The sequence below is a fragment of the Mesorhizobium sp. B2-5-7 genome, from assembly GCF_006440875.1.
In the GTDB taxonomy this organism is placed as follows: domain Bacteria; phylum Pseudomonadota; class Alphaproteobacteria; order Rhizobiales; family Rhizobiaceae; genus Mesorhizobium; species Mesorhizobium australicum.
The window spans coordinates 701,126-718,328 of record NZ_VFUO01000001.1 but is presented as its reverse complement, the minus strand read 5'-3'; the positions used below and the strand labels follow the sequence as shown (position 1 = coordinate 718,328).

Annotated in this window: 18 protein-coding genes and 1 pseudogene; 3 read left to right on the top strand and 16 right to left on the bottom strand. The window is 62.0% G+C overall.

What is annotated here, in order from left to right:
• Window positions 1-24 precede the first annotated feature (24 nt).
• The 7 genes from FJ543_RS03450 to FJ543_RS03420 form a co-directional block, all read right to left on the bottom strand.
• On the bottom strand, window positions 25-792 hold the full coding sequence (locus FJ543_RS03450) for a DeoR/GlpR family DNA-binding transcription regulator (protein WP_015317731.1): 768 nt from the start codon (window positions 790-792) through the stop codon (window positions 25-27).
• Window positions 793-919: 127 nt separating this feature from the next.
• A complete protein-coding gene (locus FJ543_RS03445) occupies window positions 920-2,332 on the bottom strand; it encodes a pyridoxal-dependent decarboxylase (protein WP_140616335.1) in 1,413 nt (470 codons plus the stop codon).
• A gap of 114 nt (window positions 2,333-2,446) precedes the next feature.
• Complete coding sequence (locus tag FJ543_RS03440) at window positions 2,447-3,178, bottom strand: peptidase (protein ID WP_023773863.1); 732 nt, start codon at window positions 3,176-3,178, stop codon at window positions 2,447-2,449.
• Between the two features lie 31 nt (window positions 3,179-3,209).
• Entirely contained in the window at window positions 3,210-4,001 is a 792-nt protein-coding gene (locus FJ543_RS03435) for a transglutaminase family protein (RefSeq protein WP_015317728.1), read from the bottom strand.
• Window positions 4,002-4,065: 64 nt separating this feature from the next.
• On the bottom strand, window positions 4,066-5,007 hold the full coding sequence (locus tag FJ543_RS03430) for an alpha-E domain-containing protein (protein ID WP_140616333.1): 942 nt from the start codon (window positions 5,005-5,007) through the stop codon (window positions 4,066-4,068).
• 147 nt (window positions 5,008-5,154) lie between these two features.
• Window positions 5,155-6,567 carry a circularly permuted type 2 ATP-grasp protein gene (locus tag FJ543_RS03425; RefSeq protein WP_181166272.1) on the bottom strand — a complete coding sequence of 471 codons (1,413 nt, stop codon included), beginning with the start codon at window positions 6,565-6,567 and terminating at the stop codon, window positions 5,155-5,157.
• Window positions 6,568-6,738: 171 nt separating this feature from the next.
• The gene (locus FJ543_RS03420) at window positions 6,739-6,975 is read right to left on the bottom strand and encodes an Lrp/AsnC ligand binding domain-containing protein (RefSeq protein WP_140873771.1); all 237 of its coding nucleotides are present in this window, start codon (window positions 6,973-6,975) and stop codon (window positions 6,739-6,741) included.
• 320 nt (window positions 6,976-7,295) lie between these two features.
• On the opposite strand from FJ543_RS03420, the pseudogene FJ543_RS32275 reads away from it, so the two are divergent.
• Window positions 7,296-7,713: pseudogene (locus tag FJ543_RS32275) on the top strand (DUF4864 domain-containing protein).
• Between the two features lie 6 nt (window positions 7,714-7,719).
• Here FJ543_RS32275 and tgt read toward each other — a convergent pair.
• The 7 genes from tgt to coaD are packed head-to-tail and all read right to left on the bottom strand — an operon-like array spanning window position 7,720 to window position 12,298.
• Complete coding sequence (tgt, locus tag FJ543_RS03410) at window positions 7,720-8,850, bottom strand: tRNA guanosine(34) transglycosylase Tgt (RefSeq protein WP_140873769.1); 1,131 nt, start codon at window positions 8,848-8,850, stop codon at window positions 7,720-7,722.
• Window positions 8,843-9,112: a hypothetical protein gene (locus FJ543_RS03405; protein ID WP_140616328.1), complete on the bottom strand. Its 270-nt coding sequence runs from the start codon at window positions 9,110-9,112 to the stop codon at window positions 8,843-8,845. The genes tgt and FJ543_RS03405 overlap by 8 nt, the downstream gene beginning before the upstream one ends.
• Window positions 9,102-10,187: a tRNA preQ1(34) S-adenosylmethionine ribosyltransferase-isomerase QueA gene (gene queA, locus FJ543_RS03400; protein WP_140873767.1), complete on the bottom strand. Its 1,086-nt coding sequence runs from the start codon at window positions 10,185-10,187 to the stop codon at window positions 9,102-9,104. The genes FJ543_RS03405 and queA overlap by 11 nt, the downstream gene beginning before the upstream one ends.
• A 5-nt stretch (window positions 10,188-10,192) precedes the next feature.
• Window positions 10,193-10,642: a DMT family transporter gene (locus FJ543_RS03395; protein ID WP_023773870.1), complete on the bottom strand. Its 450-nt coding sequence runs from the start codon at window positions 10,640-10,642 to the stop codon at window positions 10,193-10,195.
• 12 nt (window positions 10,643-10,654) lie between these two features.
• Window positions 10,655-11,167, bottom strand: a complete 513-nt coding sequence (locus FJ543_RS03390; RefSeq protein ID WP_015317720.1) for a peptidylprolyl isomerase — start codon at window positions 11,165-11,167, stop codon at window positions 10,655-10,657.
• 27 nt (window positions 11,168-11,194) lie between these two features.
• Window positions 11,195-11,782, bottom strand: coding sequence for a peptidylprolyl isomerase (locus FJ543_RS03385; protein WP_140616324.1), 588 nt, complete (start codon window positions 11,780-11,782; stop codon window positions 11,195-11,197).
• A gap of 15 nt (window positions 11,783-11,797) precedes the next feature.
• Complete coding sequence (gene coaD, locus FJ543_RS03380; RefSeq protein WP_015317718.1) at window positions 11,798-12,298, bottom strand: pantetheine-phosphate adenylyltransferase; 501 nt, start codon at window positions 12,296-12,298, stop codon at window positions 11,798-11,800.
• Window positions 12,299-12,492: 194 nt separating this feature from the next.
• On the opposite strand from coaD, the gene FJ543_RS03375 reads away from it, so the two are divergent.
• Window positions 12,493-12,645 (top strand): hypothetical protein, encoded by a 153-nt coding sequence (locus FJ543_RS03375; protein ID WP_015317717.1) that lies wholly within the window; start codon window positions 12,493-12,495, stop codon window positions 12,643-12,645.
• Window positions 12,646-12,709: 64 nt separating this feature from the next.
• Here FJ543_RS03375 and gyrA read toward each other — a convergent pair whose 3' ends face one another.
• On the bottom strand, window positions 12,710-15,508 hold the full coding sequence (gyrA, locus tag FJ543_RS03370; protein WP_015317716.1) for a DNA gyrase subunit A: 2,799 nt from the start codon (window positions 15,506-15,508) through the stop codon (window positions 12,710-12,712).
• 235 nt (window positions 15,509-15,743) lie between these two features.
• Entirely contained in the window at window positions 15,744-16,574 is an 831-nt protein-coding gene (locus tag FJ543_RS03365) for an AraC family transcriptional regulator (RefSeq protein ID WP_015317715.1), read from the bottom strand.
• A gap of 85 nt (window positions 16,575-16,659) precedes the next feature.
• Between FJ543_RS03365 and FJ543_RS03360 the strand changes: the two genes are divergently transcribed.
• Window positions 16,660-17,193 carry a hypothetical protein gene (locus FJ543_RS03360; RefSeq protein WP_140873765.1) on the top strand — a complete coding sequence of 178 codons (534 nt, stop codon included), beginning with the start codon at window positions 16,660-16,662 and terminating at the stop codon, window positions 17,191-17,193.
• Window positions 17,194-17,203 lie beyond the last annotated feature (10 nt).

The following is a 17,203-nucleotide window of genomic DNA, read 5'->3' as shown; positions in this document are numbered from 1 at the left end:
CCTGTGAGAAGACCGTGAATTGCGTCAGCCAAGCGACGTCTCGATGAGCTGAACCTCGGCCTCCTGGCAGATCTTGCGCACGGACGGGATGTCGCAGCGATCGGTGATGAAGGTGTTGACCTGCGACAGATGGCCGATACGCACAGGCGCCGTGCGTTCGAACTTGGTCTGGTCGGAAACCAGGATGACGTGCCTGGCGTTGGCGATGATCGCTTGCGCCACCTTCACCTCGCGGAAATCAAAATCGAGCAGCGCGCCATCATGATCGATAGCCGAGGCGCCGATGACAGCGTAGTCGACCTTGAACTGCCTGATGAAATCAACCGCCGCCTCGCCGACAACACCCCCGTCGGAGCCGCGCACCACTCCGCCCGCAATCACCACCTCGATTGAGGGATAGATGCGCATCCTATTGGCAACATTGATGTTATTGGTGATGACCATCAGGCCGTCGTGATCGAGCAGTGCCTTGCTGACCGCCTCTGTCGTGGTGCCGATGTTGATGAACAGCGAGGCGTTGTCGGGGATCAGCCTGGCCGCCGCGCGGCCTATCGCTTCCTTCTCGTCGGCCGCGATCTTGCGCCTGGCTTCATACTCCATGTTCTCGATACCGGACGGGAACAAGGCGCCGCCATGGACACGCGAAAGCAGCCGCTGGTCGCACAAATCGTTGAGGTCCTTGCGTATGGTCTGCGGCGTCACGTTGAAATGCGTGGCCAGGTCATCGACCAGCACGCGGCCGTTGTCCTTGGCCATCTGGATGATCTCGGCATGGCGCGGCGACAGATACATAAGGCAAGCTCCCGTTTTCGTTTTTCTTGCTTATAATAGAAAACGAAACCGATGAAAAGGTGCAAGCCGGCTAACGAAATCTGATGATTGTACGGGTGAACCTCGGTGCCACCTTCATCCAGCCTTTTCAGGCCGTGGCACGCGCAATTTCGGTAATGGCGGTGAAAGCGGCATCGACGTCTCCCGCCGTCGCGTCGAACTGGCCGACCTGGAAGCGGATCGCCACCTTTCCATCGACCTTCGTTTGCGTCAGGTAGATGCGGCCATCGTCGTTGATCGCATTGACGAGCCGCAGATTGTGCTCGTCGGCATCGGCGCCCGAGGCAGCCTTGTGCCGGAACGAAAACAGCGACAGCATCGGCTCGGTGACGATCTCGAAATCCACCTCCCTTGCCAGCCGAGCGGCAAGGCCCTCGCTCCAGGCGACATGGTTGCGGATCATGGTTCGCAGGTTTTCCAGTCCATGCGCGCGCAGCAGAAACCAAAGTTTCAGCGCCCGGAAGCGCCGACCAAGCGGCACCGACCATTCGGAATAGTTGATGATGCCGTCGCGGCCATGTGTCTTAAGGAATTCGGGCTTGATGGCCAGCGTGCGAACGAGGTCCTCGGGCTGGCGAATGAACTGCATCGAGCAGTCAAATTGCGCGCCCAGCCATTTGTGGGGGTTGAAGACGATGGAATCCGCCAGCTCGGCGCCGGCCCAGAAATGCCGGTACTCCGGACAGATCATCGCCGACCCGGCCCAGGCGGCATCGACATGCAGGTAGAGCCCATGCCGACCGGCGACTGCCGCAATTGCTGCAATATCGTCCGTGCCCCCGGTGCTGGTGCCGCCGACGCTGGCGATGATGCCGGCGGGCAACATGCCGGCCGCGCGGTCGGCGACGATTGCCGCGTCGAGTGCGGCTGCGTCCATGGCGCGAAAACGGCCGGCGACAGGAATGCGCACGAGATTGTCCTCGCCTATGCCTGACACCCAGATCGCCCGATCGATCGAAGTGTGCACCTGGTCGGAGGAATAGATGCGCAATCGGCCCTGCCCGGCCAATCCTTTTTTGTTGCCTTGCCAGTCCAGCGCCCGCTCGCGCATCGTCAACACCGCGTTGAGTGTCGCCGACGAGGCCGAATCCTGGATAACGCCGGAGAATCCTTCCGGCAGGCCGAGCGCCTGGCGCATCCAGTCGACGGTCCGCATTTCAAGCTCGGTCGCCGCCGGCGAGGTCTGCCAGAGCATGCATTGCGCGGCCATTGCCGACACCAGATATTCAGCCACCACCGAGACCGGCGCCGCGTTGGCCGGGAAATAGGCGAAGAAGCGCGGGTGCTGCCAATGCGTCATCCCCGGCACGATCTTCTCTTGGAAATCGGCGAAAATCCTGTCCATCGACTCCGCGTCTTCGGGCGGCGACGCCTCGATGCTCCTGAAAATGTCGCCCGGCTCGATCAGCGGCCGTACCGGCCGCTCACGCAAATTGTTGCGATAGTCGGCGCCCCAATCGGCGGCGCGTTGCGACCATTGCCGGAAATCATCATTGTTCATCTTGTCCTCCCGACAGGTCATTCGCTGCCGGTGATAGCCGCCGGCTCCTCAAGATCGGATATTAGTAGCCATGTGAAATATTTGAAGCCGCCGACGGGCGGCGAGATATTCGGACTAGCCAGGAAAATCCGGCAGGCTGGCGAAGGCCGTCTTCAGAGCATTCGACCATCCATCGGAGATCGTGCGGTAATACTGGTCGTCCTGGCCGATCCGCTTTTTAAGGCCGACCTGAAAGGCGTCCTGCTCCAGGAAAAGCAGGTCGAGCGGCAGGCCGACCGACAGGTTCGACTTCAGCGTCGAATCGAACGACACCAGAAGCAGTTTCACCGTCTCGGCCAGGCTCATCGTCTTTTCGTAGGCGCGAATGATGATCGGCTTGCCGTACTTGGTCTCTCCGATCTGGAAGAACGGCGTGTCCTCGGTCGACTCGATGAAGTTGCCTTCGGGGTAGATCATGAACAGGCGTGGCGGGCTGCCCTTGATCTGCCCGCCGAGGATGAAGGAAGCATTGAAATAGGAATCGGCCTTCTCGCCCGCGGGCGACGATTGCGCGATCACTTCCTTCACCGTGTCGCCGAGCAGCCGCACCGTCTGGTACATGGATGGCGTCTCGAGCAGCTTCTCATGGCGGTCGGTCACCGCCTTGGTGCGCTCGTCGAGCAGGCTGACCACGGCCTGTGTCGTCGCCAGGTTGCCGGCCGACATCAGCACGATGACGCGCTCGCCCGGCTGTTCCCAGACATGCATCTTCTTGAAGGTCGAGATCGAATCCATACCGGCGTTGGTACGCGTGTCCGACATGAACACGAGCCCGCGATCGATCTTGAGGCCGACGCAATAGGTCATGGAATCTCTTAAGGCGGTAATCCCTGGGGGATTACTGCTCTACCGTGACGGTGACCGCAAGCAGTTCTTCCGCCTGTCCCAGTCGAATTCCCGACACCGGCGAAGCGTCACGGTAGTCGCGGCCGGTTGCCACTTTCACATAGCGTTCGTCGGGAGAAATACCGTTCGCGGGGTCGAAGGCAACCCAGCCGAGGCCCGCGACATGCGCTTCGGCCCAGGCGTGGCTTGCAGCCTGCTCCACCGCATCCATCATCAGATAGCCGCTGACATAGCGGGCCGGAAATCCCATGGCGCGCGCGGCGGCGGCAAAGATGTGGCTATGGTCCTGGCAGACTCCGGTTTTCAGTACCAAAGCTTCCTCGGCCGAGGTCGTCGCATTGGTTGTTCCCGGCGTGTAGGCGACGCGCTCGCCAATGGCGGCCATCAGCCGGTGCAGCCTGTCAAGGTCGGTGCCCTTGCCGACCGCCTCGGTAAGATCACGGATGCCGCCGCCTATGGTGGTCAAAGCGGTCTCCTGCGCGAACAACCAGAGTGGCGCGAAGCCTTGATGAGGCCCACAAACACCCGATGTATCGCGCGTCACCACCTCGCCCAACGCTTCGACTGTGATGAAGTCGTGGTCACCCTCGACGCTCAACAGCCTGTTGTCGTTGCCGTAATGATCGGTAAATCGCACTTCCTCGCGCGCACCCTCGACCTTCAGCGCCCAGGACAGCACGGTCTGAGTCGGCCCGCTCACGGGAAGCAGCCGCAGCCTCTGGAGCAAATACTGCACCGGTGCGTCGTAGCGGTATTCGGTCCGGTGCGTGATTTTCAGCCGCATGGCCATCTTCCGTTCGCGTGCATGATCTCTAGCGAAAACCGATATCCACTTCCCGGCATCATGCTCAATAAAACCTGTAGTCCTGCGCGATCTCGTCGCCGAGCCTGGTGTTGTCGCGAATGAACCCGGCCAGGAACTCGTGCAGCCCGGCATCGAATATGTCCTTGATCGATCCTGCTTGCAGCATTGCCTGCGTGTTTTGCGCCGTCGCATGGCAGGCATGGCGCTCGCCATAGTCGTCGCCCAGGAACTTCAGATGCTCTGCCAGGAAGCGATAGCAGAAGGTCAGCGATCGCGGCATGCGGACGTTGAGAATCAGGTAGTCGGCGATGTTGGTCGGCTTATAGTCGGCATCATAAACCCAGCGATACGAGCGATGCGCCGACACCGAGCGCAGGATCGATTCCCACTGATAGTTGTCGAGCGTCGAGCCGACCCAGGAGATCGACGGCAACAGCACGTAGTATTTCACGTCGAGGATGCGCGCGGTGTTGTCGGCGCGCTCGACATAGGTGCCGAGCTGCGAGAAATCGAAGATCTCGTTGCGCAGCATGGTGCCGTAAAACGAGCCGCGGATCAGCGCTGTCTCGCGCTTGATCGCGTCGAGCACGTTGGGCAGGTCGCGCTCGTCGATCGGCCTCGCCAGCATCCGTTTCAGCGCCATCCAGGCTTCGTTGATGCTCTCCCATGTCTCGCGCGTCAGCGCGGTGCGCACCATGCGCGCATTGTTGCGGGCGGTCTCGATCGACGACATCGTGCTCGATGGGTTCGACGTGTCGCGCAAGAGAAAATCGGAGACATTGGCCGCGGTATAGTCCGGGTATTTCTGCTTGAAGGTGATGTCTGAGCCGGCGCTGAGCAGCACCGAATTCCACTCCTCCGACGCGCTCTGGGTGCGAGTGAGCGCCATGCGCAGCCCGGCGTCGACCAGCCGCGCCATGTTTTCCGCCCGCTCAATATAGCGGTTCATCCAGTAGAGCCCGTTGGCGGTGCGGCCGAGAAGCATGGGAAGGCCCTTGGGCTAGTGAGTAGGGATCAGTGAGTAGTCAGTACTAAATAGTTGAATCCATATGAGATATGGCATGCGCTTTCCCTCTGTAGCTGACTACTCACTACTCACTACTCACTAATCGCTAATCCCTACCGGCTCAGCTCAATCATCCAGCACCCAGGTATCTTTCGTCCCGCCGCCCTGGGAGGAATTCACCACCAGTGAGCCTTCCTTCAGCGCCACCCGCGTCAGCCCGCCGGGCACGATCTGGATGCGATCCGAGACCAGGACGTAGGGCCTGAGATCGACGTGGCGCGGCGCCAGCCCCTTTTCAGTCAGGATCGGACAGGTCGAGAGCGCGAGCGTCGGCTGGGCGATGTAATTAGACGGTTTGGCCTGCAGCTTCTTGGCGAAATCCTGACATTCCTTCTTGGTCGCCGCCGGGCCGACCAGCATGCCGTAGCCGCCGGAACCATGCACTTCCTTGATCACCAGTTCGTGGATGTGCTCGAGCACATATTTCAGGCTGTCCGGTTCCGAACAGCGCCAGGTCGGGATGTTGCCGAGGATCGCCTTGCGGCCGGTGTAGAATTCGACGATCTCGGGCATATAGGAATAGATCGCCTTGTCGTCGGCGATACCCGTGCCGGGCGCATTGGCGATGGTGATATTGCCGGCGCGATAGACATCCATGATGCCGGGTATGCCAAGCGCTGAATCCGGCCTGAAAGTCAGCGGATCGAGGAAGGAATCATCGACGCGGCGGTAAAGCACGTCGATCTGCTTGTAGCCTTCGGTGGTGCGCATCGCGACATGGCCGTCGACGACGCGCAGGTCCTGGCCCTCTACAAGCTGCACACCCATCTGGTCGGCAAGGAAAGCGTGTTCGAAATAGGCGGAATTGAAACTGCCCGGCGTCAGCACCGCAATGGTTGGGGCACCCTTGGTGTTCTGCGGCCGCACGGCCGCCAGCGACTGGCGCAGCAGCTGCGGATAGTTCTCCACTGGCCGCACCTTGATCTTCTGGAACAACTCGGGGAACAGCTGCATCATCGTTTCGCGGTTCTCCAGCATGTAGGAGACACCGGACGGCGTGCGCGCATTGTCTTCCAGAACGTAGAACTCGTCCTCGCTGATGCGAACGATGTCGACGCCGATAATGTGGGTATAGACGCCGGCCGGCGGCCGCACGCCGATCATCTCCGGCAGGAAGGCCTCGTTCCTGGCGATCAGATCCCTTGGGACGCGGCCGGCGCGCAGGATTTCCTGGCGATGGTAGATGTCGTCGAGGAAGGCGTTCAGCGCCTGGACGCGCTGCTCGATGCCCTGCGTCAGGCGCCGCCACTCATTGCCTGAAATGATGCGAGGGACGATGTCGAACGGGATCAGCCGCTCGGAGGCTTCCTGTTCGCCATAGACGGCGAAGGTAATGCCAGTCTTGCGAAAGACGCGTTCGGCGTCCTGCATCTTCTCGGTAAGCCTGGCTGGATCCTGCTCCTTCAGCCAGCGATCGTAAGCCGAATACGGTCTTCTCAATCCGGAGACTTCCGGAAGCATTTCATCGAACGCTGCCAATCGCATACTCCCCTGTGAAGCCATTTCACTGGCGTCGCGGGAGAAAATCAAGCGCAATCGGTGATTTGGGGGAAGCGGACGATTAGTATGTTGCGGCTGCCCAAAATTAAGGCAGCCCAAATACAAGCTTGATCAGCCTTTGCCTCGTGCCCGGGCAACCGCCTCGCACTGCTAGAAGGCGCGGAAGGTGACGACGGTGAACGTGTCCTTGATGCCGGGAAGAATCTGCACCTTCTCGTTGACGAAATGGCCGACGTCTTCTTCGTCGTCGACATAGAATTTGGCGAGCAGATCGTAGTTGCCGGCGGTGGAGTAGATTTCCGAGGCGATCTCGACGTCGGCAAGCGCGCTGGCAACCTCATAGGATTTGCCCAGCTCGCATTTGATCTGCACGAAAAACGCCTTCATGGCTTCGTCCCGCTAAACTTCCAGGTCCAAGCGGCCCTTCTGGCAGACTGGAGGCAGCCTTTCAAGCACTGGAATGCGCGCTTAGCCGGCGCGGGGGTCCCGGCCACCGCCTCGCGCGGCCCCGCAACCGGCATGCCGTGCTTGCAGAGCCTGCCGCCGATCACCAGCGCGGGCATGCCCTGCAATATCGTTCGTGCATGGCTTCTGCACCGAGGCGCGACGAATATTGGCGGCCGCTGAAACCGTGAGGCGCCCTGGCACGTATGTTAGGATGTCTCCTGGAACTTCTGGAGGCGGTTCGAGGACGGTGGAGACAAGCCATGCGCCGCGGCTTTTTCGCATTCGCGTTCGTTTCGCTCATGCTGGCTTTCCAGGCGTCTGCCGGAGATGAGATCAAGGCTGGTCAGGCCGTCATCGACAGTCAGTTGAAGGCCCTCATCGCCGATGACTGCGCCAAGGCGTACAGCTTTGCCGCCCCAAACGTGAAGCAGATATTCCCGACCGTCGATGCCTTCATGAATATGGTGACCAATGGGCTACCCGCCTGTGCGCAAACCCCAGTCCTACGCTTTCGGCAAGGTCGAGCAGACTGGTCCCGGTTCTATCGTCCAGCAGGTACTGATCGTCGGCCCGGACGGCAAGGATTATGAGGCGGTCTACACGCTGCAGCAGCAGCCTGACGGCACATTCCAGATCACCGGCTGCAGCCTGCGGGCGTCGAACTCGCTCAGCACCTGAACGGGCTTACGGCGCCGGGATATCGCCCCTCGTCCAGCCCTCGGAAATCTCGGCCCCACGCGTCTTGAAGGTGCCGGTTTCGATCGCGGCGCGGATGTCCTGCATCAGCTTCTGGTAGTAGGACAGATTGTTCCAGGTCAGCAGCATCGCGCCGAGCGCCTCCTGCGAGCGCACCAGATGGTGCAGATAGGCACGCGAATAATCCCTGGCTGCCGGGCAGTCGCTCTCTTCATCGAGCGGGCGCGGATCGTCGGCATGGCGGGCGTTGCGCAGGTTGACCTTGCCGCGCCTGGTATAGGCCAGGCCGTGCCGGCCGGCCCGCGTCGGCATTACGCAATCGAACATGTCGATGCCGCGCGCAACCGATTTGAGGATATCGTCCGGGGTTCCCACGCCCATCAGATAGCGTGGCTTGTCGTCTGGCAGTTCGGGACAGGTGATGTCGAGCATGTCGAGCATCACCGCCTGCGGCTCGCCGACGGCCAAGCCGCCGACAGCATAGCCCTTGAGCTCCATCGCGCTCAGCGCCTGTGCCGAGCGCACCCTGAGCGCCGCGTTGTCACCACCCTGCACGATGCCGAACATCGCTTTGCCCGGCTGGTCGCCGAACGCCGTCTTGCAGCGCTCCGCCCAGCGCAGCGACAGTTCCATGGCGCGCTCGATCTCCTTGACCTCGGCCGGCAGCGCGGTGCATTCGTCGAGTTGCATCTGGATGTCGGAATCGAGCAGACCTTGAATTTCGATCGAGCGCTCCGGCGACATCTCGTAGGCCGCACCATCGATGTGAGAGCGGAAGGTGACGCCCTTTTCCGTCAGCTTCCTCAGCTTCGACAGCGACATCACCTGAAAACCGCCGCTGTCGGTCAGGATCGGGTGCGGCCAGCGGGCGAATTCGTGCAGACCGCCGAGCCGCGCCACGCGCTCGGCCCCGGGCCGCAGCATCAGGTGATAGGTGTTGCCCAGGATGATGTCGGCACCAACGCCGCGCACCTGGTCCATGTACATGGCCTTGACCGTGCCACCGGTGCCGACCGGCATGAAGGCCGGCGTGCGGATTTCGCCGCGCGGCATGTCGATCAGGCCGCGCCGCGCCTTGCCATCGGTCGCCAACACCCTGAAGGTGAAATTCTCAGCCATTGAATTCCTTGTCGAATACCGGCGCATCCGGCGCCTGCTCGTCGAGCGACTGACGGTATTGGATGCAGCCGCGCATGAATTTTGGCCAGGGCGGCACCGCGATTGACGGCTCGGTCCTTTCCGGCAGCAGGTCCCACAGATCGGGGTGATGCCAGCAGAGGTCATGACCTGATGTATCGCGGTGCGCGCGAATGCCGGCGCGCAGCCTTTTCACTTCCGCGATCAGCCTGTCGCGGTCGAAGGTTTGCAGATCATCGTCCATCGTTCTCCTCCCTGAACAGAAGACTGGCGTCTCCATAGGAATAGAACCTGTAACCGCTCTCGATGGCATGCGCATAGGCGGCACGCATCGTGTCGAGGCCACTGAAAGCCGAGACCAGCATGAACAGCGTCGAGCGCGGCAGATGGAAGTTGGTCATCAGCATGTCGGCCGTGCGAAAGCGGTAGCCGGGCGTGATGAAGATGTCGGTCGGTCCGGACCATGGCGCCAGCGTGCCGTCCTCACGCGCCGCACTCTCGAGCAGGCGCAGCGAGGTCGTACCGACGGCAATGACGCGCCCGCCCCTCGCCTTCGCCGCATTGAGCGCATCGGCGGTCGCCTGGCTGACCGAGCCGATCTCGGCATGCATCTTATGGTCCGCGGTATCGTCCGCCTTGACCGGCAGGAACGTACCGGCGCCCACATGCAAGGTGACGAAGCGGCGTTCGACCCCTTTGGCGTCCAGCGCCGCGAAAAGCGCCGGCGTGAAGTGCAGGCCCGCGGTGGGCGCCGCTACCGCGCCTTCTTCCCGGGCATAGATGGTCTGGTAGTCGGCACGATCGCGCTCGTCGTCATCGCGCTTCGAGGCGATGTAGGGCGGTAGTGGAATGTGGCCGACCGCGTGCAGCGCTTCGTCGAGGAAAGGACCGGATAGATCAAAGCCGAGCAGCGCTTCGCCGCCCTCGCCTTTTTCGATCACGGTGGCGTCGAGCTGGCCGAGGAAACAGGAATTGCCGTCATGGCCGAAATGGATGCGGTCGCCGGCGGCAATGCGCTTGCCCGGCCGCATGAAGGCCAGCCAGCGGTCCGGCGCCATGCGCATGTGCAGCGTGGCCTCGACCTGCGACTGTGCTTCGCCGCGCCGCCTGATGCCTTTCAACTGCGCCGGAATGACCTTGGTGTCGTTGAAAACCAGCACGTCGCCAGCACGGAGCAACGATGGCAGATCGCCAACCGTCCTGTCCACCAGCCCCTTGCCTGGCTTGACCACCAGCATTTTGGCGCTGTCGCGCGGTTCTGCCGGGCGAAGCGCGATGCGCTCCTCCGGCAGGTCGAAGTCAAAGAGGTCGACGCGCATCGGACTCAAAACAGCCGAACGAGCAGCGCTCCGGCCAGCAGAAGCACCGCGCCGGCGACGCGGCCGAGCGAGATTTCACGCACGGCGACCCCAAGGAAGCCGACGCGGTCGATGAGCATACCCGCAAGCAGCTGGCCGGCCACCAGGAACGCCATCAGCGCGGCCGCGCCGATGCGCGGCGTCAGGATCGTCGAAAGCGTGACATAGAAGCCGCCAAGCATGCCGCCGGCGACAAACAACCAGGGCGCGGGCGCCTTCCAGTCAAGCGAGATGCCCTGCAGCTTCACCACCGTGACGGAGATGATGCCAAGCACGACCGCGCCCGACAGGAACGAAAACGCGGCCGCCGCGACCGGGAGACCCAAGCCGCGCGCAAGCTGCGAATTGATCGGCGCCTGGATGGCAATGAAGGCGCCGGACAGGATGCCGAGAAGCGACCAGACGACGCCCATCATTGTCGTTTGTCCTTACTTGACGTCGGCCGCGACCTTTAGGGACACGATCTTGTCGGGATCCTGCACCGGCTCGCCGCGCTTGATCTTGTCGACGTTGTCCATGCCCTCGATGACCTGGCCCCAGACCGTGTACTGGCGGTTGAGGAACGCGGCGTCGTCGAAGCAGATGAAGAACTGCGAATTGGCCGAGTTCGGGTTCTGCGAACGAGCCATCGAGCAGGTGCCGCGGCCGTGGTTCGCGTTGGAGAACTCGGCCTTCAGGTCAGGCTTTTCCGAGCCGCCCATGCCGGCGCGAGACGGCGCGAAGCTGGGCTTGCTGGAATTGCCGAATTTCACGTCGCCGGTCTGGGCCATGAAGCCTTCGATGACGCGGTGGAAGACGACGCCGTCATAGGCGCCTTCACGCGCCAATTCCTTGATGCGGGCGACATGGCCAGGAGCCAAATCGGGAAACAGTTCGATGACGACCTTGCCCTTGGTCGTTTCCATGATGAGCGCGTTCTCGCGGTCCTTGATCTCAGCCATGTCAGATATCCTTTTGTAAAAATGAAACTATTTGTCGGCGGCGATGCGCACTTTGATCATCCGGTCGGGATCGGTGACCGTGCCATTGTCCGCCTCGTCGCCCTTCTTGATCTTGTCCACCAGGTCCATGCCGCTGACGACATTGCCGACGATCGTATACTGGCCATCGAGCGGCGGCGCCGGTGCGAACATGATGAAGAACTGCGAATTGGCGGAGTTCGGATCCTGCGAACGGGCCATGCCGACCACGCCGCGCTTGTAATGCTCGGCCTGCGAGAACTCGGCAGGCAGGTCGGGCAGGTCGGAGCCGCCGGTGCCGACGGCCTGGGCATTGAAACCCTTATTCATGTTGCCGAACTTGACGTCGCCGGTCTGCGCCATGAAGCCGTCGATGACACGGTGGAATGCGACATTGTCGTAGGCATGGTCACGCACCAGCTTCTTGATCTGCGCGACATGCTTGGGCGCCAGATCGGGGCGCAGCGCGATGGTCACGTCGCCATCTTTCAGCGTGATGATCATCGTGTTTTCCGGATCTGCGGCATAGGCCGAGACCGATGCGGTCACGAGACCGGCGAGCACAACAAGGAATGAGGCGAGCCTTTTGAGCTGCATGAGGGTTCTCCGAGCTTATTTCGCGAATTTTGCGGTGAGCGCGCCGGCCACGGCCGCCGGCACGAAGGGGCGGATGTCGCCGCCCATCGAGGCTATCTGGCGCACAAGTGTGGCGGTAATGGTGCGCACCGACGGGCTGGCGGGCAGGAAAACCGTCTGCAATTCAGGCGCCATGGTTTCGTTCATGCCGGCCATCTGCATTTCGTAGTCGAGGTCGGTGCCGTCGCGCAGACCGCGGATCATGATCGAGGCGCCTTCTCTCCTGGCCGCATCGATCACCAGCCCATCGAAGGCGACCACCTTGATGCGAGCGCCGTCACGGCCGAATTCGGCTTTCGCGGCGGCTTCGATCAACTGCACCCGATCCTCGAACGAAAACAGCGGCTTCTTGCCCGGATGAATGCCGATCGCGGCATAAACAATGTCGGCAACCGCCAGCGACGCTTTCAGCACATCGAGATGGCCGTTGGTCAGCGGGTCGAAGGAGCCGGCATAAAGGGCGATGCGTTCGGTCATGGCGGAGCTTCTAGCGAGCCTCTATCACAAAGGCAAATCCGATTGGCAGGCGGCCCATGAACCTTTTCCGGCGCATGAACGACAGATGAACACGCTGATCACGAAGCCTTCACGCAGCGTTCACTAGGCTGCACCCTTAATAAGATGAAACCAAAGTCCCATATATCCGTTGTAAGGCGCAGGAGAACACGCACATGCTGATCTACATGCTCGCCACCGCAATGACCGTCGCCATGCTGATCGCCACAGTATTCGGGCTGCATCAGGAAGCACAGCGCATCCGCGTCAAGGCCACCACCAAGCGCTTCGAAGGCTTTGGCCTGCGCAAGCCGTATCGCCACTACTAAGACAGTCCGCAACGCTGCCGCGCCGGCCGACAGGCCGGCGTTGCTATGTCAAACGTACCAGGAACTATTCGGCGTTGTCCGGACCGCTGTCATTCGAATCCGGCCCCGCGCCACCCTCGACGGCCTCTTCCACTTCCTCGTCCGATTGCGGCTCCGAAATCCGCTCGACCGAAACCACCTTTTCACCTTCAGCCGTGTTGAAGATGGTCACGCCCTTGGTGGCGCGGCTGGCGAAGCGGATGCCATTGACCGGCACCCGGATGACGGTACCGCCATCCGACACCAGCATGATCTGATCGTCATTGCCGACCGGGAAGGTTGCCACCAGCTGGCCGATTTCGGCTGCCTTGGACACGTCGGTGGCACGGATCCCCTTGCCGCCGCGGCCGGTCAGGCGGAAGTCGTAGGACGACGAGCGCTTGCCGTATCCATATTCGGTCACCGTCAGCACGTACTGCTCATGCGCCTTGAGGAATTCGTAGCGGTCGTCTGGAAGCTCGGTCTCCTCGCCGATCTCCTCATTGGTGAGCGCGATCTCTTCTTCCTCTCCGGCTGTCTCGGCGGCAAGCCGCCGCTCCGACGCCGCCCGCTTGAGGTAAGCGGCGCGTTCCGCCGGTGAAGCATTGACATGCTCGATCACCGACATGGAGATGATGCGGTCGGTTTCAGCCATGGTTATGCCGCGAACGCCGACGGAATTGCGGCTCTGGAAGACGCGCACGTCGCCGACGGAGAAGCGAATGCACTGGCCCGAATTCGCCGTCAGAAGCACGTCGTCATTGTCGGTGCAGGTCTCGACGCCGAGAATTTCGTCGCCCTCCTCCTCCAGCTTCATGGCGATCTTGCCGTTGCGATTGACCTGGACGAAGTCGGACAATTTGTTGCGGCGCACGGTGCCGCGCGTCGTGGCGAACATCACGTCGAGATCGCCCCAGCTCGTCTCGTCCTCGGGCAGCGGCATGATGGTGGTGATGCGCTCGCCCTGCTCCAGCGGCAGCATGTTGATCAGCGCCTTGCCGCGTGACTGCGGGTTGCCGATCGGCAGCCGCCAGACCTTTTCCTTGTAGACGATGCCGCGCGAGGAGAAGAACAGCACCGGCGTGTGGGTGTTGGCCACGAACAGCCGGGTGACGAAATCCTCTTCCTTGGTCGACATGCCGGAGCGGCCCTTGCCGCCGCGGCGCTGCGCCCGATAGAGCGACAGCGGCACGCGCTTGATGTAGCCGGAATGGCTCACCGTCACGACCATGTCCTCGCGCTGGATCAGATCCTCATCTTCCATGTCCGCGCCGCCATCGGTGAGCTCGGTGCGGCGTGGCGTGCCGAATTCGTCGCGCACGGCGGCGAGCTCGTCCTTGACGATCTGCTGGATGCGCGCGCGCGACGACAGAATGTCGAGGTAGTCCTTGATCTCGTCGCCGATCGTATTCAACTCATCGGCGATTTCGTCGCGGCCAAGCGCGGTCAGGCGCTGCAGGCGCAGTTCGAGGATAGCGCGCGCCTGTTCCTCGGACAGATTGTAGGTGCCGTCCTCGTTGATACGATGGCGCGGATCGTCGATCAGGAGGATCAGCGATTCAACATCGCCCGAGGGCCAGCGCCGCTCCATCAACTGCTCGCGCGCCGTCTGCGGGTCCGCCGCGGTACGGATCAGCTTGATGACCTCGTCGATGTTGGCGACGGCGATGGCCAGGCCAACCAGCACATGGGCGCGGTCCCGCGCCTTGCGCAGCAGGAACTTCGTCCGCCGGCTGATCACCTCCTCGCGGAAGGTGACGAACGCCTTCAGCATGTCGGTCAGGTTCAGCAGCTCCGGTTTGCCGCCGTTCAGAGCCACCATATTGGCGCCGAAAGAGGTCTGCAGAGGCGTGAACCGGTAGAGCTGATTGAGGACGACGTCGGCAACGGCGTCACGCTTGAGCTCGATGACGACGCGATAACCCTGGCGGTCGCTTTCGTCGCGGATGTCGGAAATGCCCTCGACGCGCTTGTCGCGCACCAGTTCGGCCATCTTCTCGATCATCGAGGCCTTGTTCACCTGGTAGGGAACCTCGGTGATGATGATCGATTCGCGGTCATTGCCGCGCTGTTCGATGTTGACCTTGCCACGCATGACGATGGAGCCGCGGCCGGTGGAATAGGCGCTGTAGATGCCGGAACGGCCAAGCACGATGCCGCCGGTCGGAAAATCGGGGCCCGGAATGATCTCCATCAGCGCCGGCAGGTCGATCGCCGGATTGTCGATGACGGCAATAGCGGCGTTGCAGACTTCACCGAGATTGTGCGGCGGAATGTTGGTGGCCATGCCGACGGCAATGCCGCCCGAACCGTTGACCAGCAGATTGGGAAAGCGCGCAGGCAGAACCTTCGGCTCGGTGTCCGAAGCATCATAAGTGTCCTGGAAATCGACGGTATCCTTGTCGATGTCCTCCAACAGCTCGTGCGCGACCTTGGTCAGGCGCGATTCGGTGTAGCGCATCGCCGCCGGCGGATCGCCGTCGATCGAACCGAAATTGCCCTGCCCGTCGATCAGCGGCACGCGCAACGACCAGTCCTGCGCCATGCGCACCAGGGCGTCATAGATCGAGGCGTCGCCATGCGGATGGTATTTACCCATCACGTCGGCTACGGGGCGCGCCGATTTCACATATTTGCGGTTCCAGTGGTAGCCGCTCTCATGGGCGGCATAGAGGATGCGACGGTGCACCGGCTTCAGGCCGTCGCGCACATCGGGCAGCGCACGGCTGACGATCACGCTCATTGCGTAATCGAGATAGGAGCGCTGCATCTCCTCGATGATGGATATCGGCTCGATGCCGCTGGGGCCGCCGTCTGTGCCGCGCGGTGTCTTCTGGTCGGTCAAATCGGATCACAATCTAATCAGGAATCACTCGCTGCTTATATAGGAAGCGAGGCCGAAACTCCAATGTCCGCGGCACTTTTCCAGTGTCAATTTTGGTGGTAATTTCAAATGGATACCACTGATTGCGACGATATGGCCAAGGCGCTTTCGCCGCCACCAAGGCAAAAGCCGGCAATGGACCGTTTTCCCCAGACGAACGCCGCGAGCGCGATCAATTGGACCTCGTGACAACTTTTCAGCGGCTGCCAACCCGCCCGGACCGATACCGGCCCGGCGTCTCGCCCATGACCCGCCGAAACCGGCGGTTGAAAGTCGACAGATCGTTGAAGCCGGCTTCGAAAGCAATTGCCGAGATGGCATCGTTGGACGTGCGCAATCGCACCGCCGCGCGATGCAATCGGGTCCTGAGCAGGTACTGATAGGGCGTCATGCCGGCAACCTGCCGGAAGGTGCGCAGGAAATGATAGGGACTGGTCGCGGTCTCATCCGCCAACGCTGGAAGCGAGACCGGTCCGTCGGCATCCAGTTCGATCCGCCTCACCGCCTCGGCAACCCTTTTCTGGTCGCGGCGGCTTGGATCGCGACTGGCGTGCCTTGCGCCTGAGATTGTCGCCACGGCGGCACCGGCGATGCGTAGGGCAAGTTCCTCGAAGGCGCCTGCGTCGGCCATGTCGCGCGCGGCTTCCGCCTCGGCCAGCAGCGGTGCGATGGCGGGTAACGGCGGCAGGCGGGGCGTCTCGAAGGTGAGCTTCCCAGCGCCCGGTACGTCGGCGACGATCCGGTCCATATAGGCCGGCCCGAAATGGAAGGAGAGGCAACGGTCGCCGCTGCCATGCTCGTGCCCGCATTCGTAGCATGTGCCGGAATTGCCAAGCAGGAGGCTGCCTGGCGCGAGCATTGCGGTGCCTTGCTGTGCGCGATAGCGGAAGGTGCCACTGGTGACCGCCGCGACGCAAAAATCCCGATGGACTTCCTCGAACGGTCGGTCGCCGGCGCTGGCCGTGCAGATCACATCCGCTACGTGCCAGCCAGGTCCGGATGCAAGGGTGTTCGCGGTCGCCGTCATGGCTGAAATATAGCAATTTTTCCCAAGCCCAAAACCCCGCCGGCACCTATTGCTCGCGGTCTCCTGACAAGAAGAGATCGCAGCCATGCCCGGCCAATCCACATTTGCCGAAGCCTTGCACAGTCCCGGACCGATCCAAGGGCTTGCCGAAAAACTGAGCCTTTACGGCCGCTTCGTCGGTGCGTGGACGTTTGACGCCGCGCGCCATCTCGAGGACGGCACGGTGCTGACCGGACGCGGCGAGGTGCACTTCGGCTGGGCGCTGGAAGGCCGCGCCATCCAGGACGTCTGGATCCTGCCCGCGCGTGACGCCGGCCCCTCGCCATCGCTTGGCAAATGGACCTTTTACGGCACGACGCTGCGGGTCTATGACCCTGGAGTCGGTGCCTGGCACATCTTCTGGAGCGACCCGCGCAACCAGTATTTCAGCCGCCAGCTCGGCCGCGCCGAAGGCGACACGATCGTGCAGGTCGGCGCCGACGGCACTGGTTCCTCGGTACGCTGGAGCTTTTCGCGCATCACCGAGAATTCCTTCCGATGGCTCGGCGAGCGCTCGCATGACGGCGCCGACTGGCACCTCGAAGTCGAGTTCCTGGCGCGTCGTCAATCTGAAAGATGACACCACAACC

What these genes read in the sequence shown, in the direction of transcription:
- FJ543_RS03450 (WP_015317731.1), bottom strand. Translation starts at nt 792, where the DNA reads ATGTATCTGTCGCCGCGCCATGCCGAGATCATCCAGATGGCCAAGGAC.
- FJ543_RS03445 (WP_140616335.1), bottom strand. Translation starts at nt 2,332, where the DNA reads ATGAACAATGATGATTTCCGGCAATGGTCGCAACGCGCCGCCGATTGG.
- FJ543_RS03440 (WP_023773863.1), bottom strand. Translation starts at nt 3,178, where the DNA reads ATGACCTATTGCGTCGGCCTCAAGATCGATCGCGGGCTCGTGTTCATG.
- FJ543_RS03435 (WP_015317728.1), bottom strand. Translation starts at nt 4,001, where the DNA reads ATGCGGCTGAAAATCACGCACCGGACCGAATACCGCTACGACGCACCG.
- FJ543_RS03430 (WP_140616333.1), bottom strand. Translation starts at nt 5,007, where the DNA reads ATGCTTCTCGGCCGCACCGCCAACGGGCTCTACTGGATGAACCGCTAT.
- FJ543_RS03420 (WP_140873771.1), bottom strand. Translation starts at nt 6,975, where the DNA reads ATGAAGGCGTTTTTCGTGCAGATCAAATGCGAGCTGGGCAAATCCTAT.
- tgt (WP_140873769.1), bottom strand. Translation starts at nt 8,850, where the DNA reads ATGGCTGAGAATTTCACCTTCAGGGTGTTGGCGACCGATGGCAAGGCG.
- FJ543_RS03405 (WP_140616328.1), bottom strand. Translation starts at nt 9,112, where the DNA reads ATGGACGATGATCTGCAAACCTTCGACCGCGACAGGCTGATCGCGGAA.
- queA (WP_140873767.1), bottom strand. Translation starts at nt 10,187, where the DNA reads ATGCGCGTCGACCTCTTTGACTTCGACCTGCCGGAGGAGCGCATCGCG.
- FJ543_RS03395 (WP_023773870.1), bottom strand. Translation starts at nt 10,642, where the DNA reads ATGATGGGCGTCGTCTGGTCGCTTCTCGGCATCCTGTCCGGCGCCTTC.
- FJ543_RS03390 (WP_015317720.1), bottom strand. Translation starts at nt 11,167, where the DNA reads ATGGCTGAGATCAAGGACCGCGAGAACGCGCTCATCATGGAAACGACC.
- FJ543_RS03385 (WP_140616324.1), bottom strand. Translation starts at nt 11,782, where the DNA reads ATGCAGCTCAAAAGGCTCGCCTCATTCCTTGTTGTGCTCGCCGGTCTC.
- coaD (WP_015317718.1), bottom strand. Translation starts at nt 12,298, where the DNA reads ATGACCGAACGCATCGCCCTTTATGCCGGCTCCTTCGACCCGCTGACC.
- FJ543_RS03375 (WP_015317717.1), top strand. Translation starts at nt 12,493, where the DNA reads ATGCTGATCTACATGCTCGCCACCGCAATGACCGTCGCCATGCTGATC.
- FJ543_RS03365 (WP_015317715.1), bottom strand. Translation starts at nt 16,574, where the DNA reads ATGACGGCGACCGCGAACACCCTTGCATCCGGACCTGGCTGGCACGTA.
- FJ543_RS03360 (WP_140873765.1), top strand. Translation starts at nt 16,660, where the DNA reads ATGCCCGGCCAATCCACATTTGCCGAAGCCTTGCACAGTCCCGGACCG.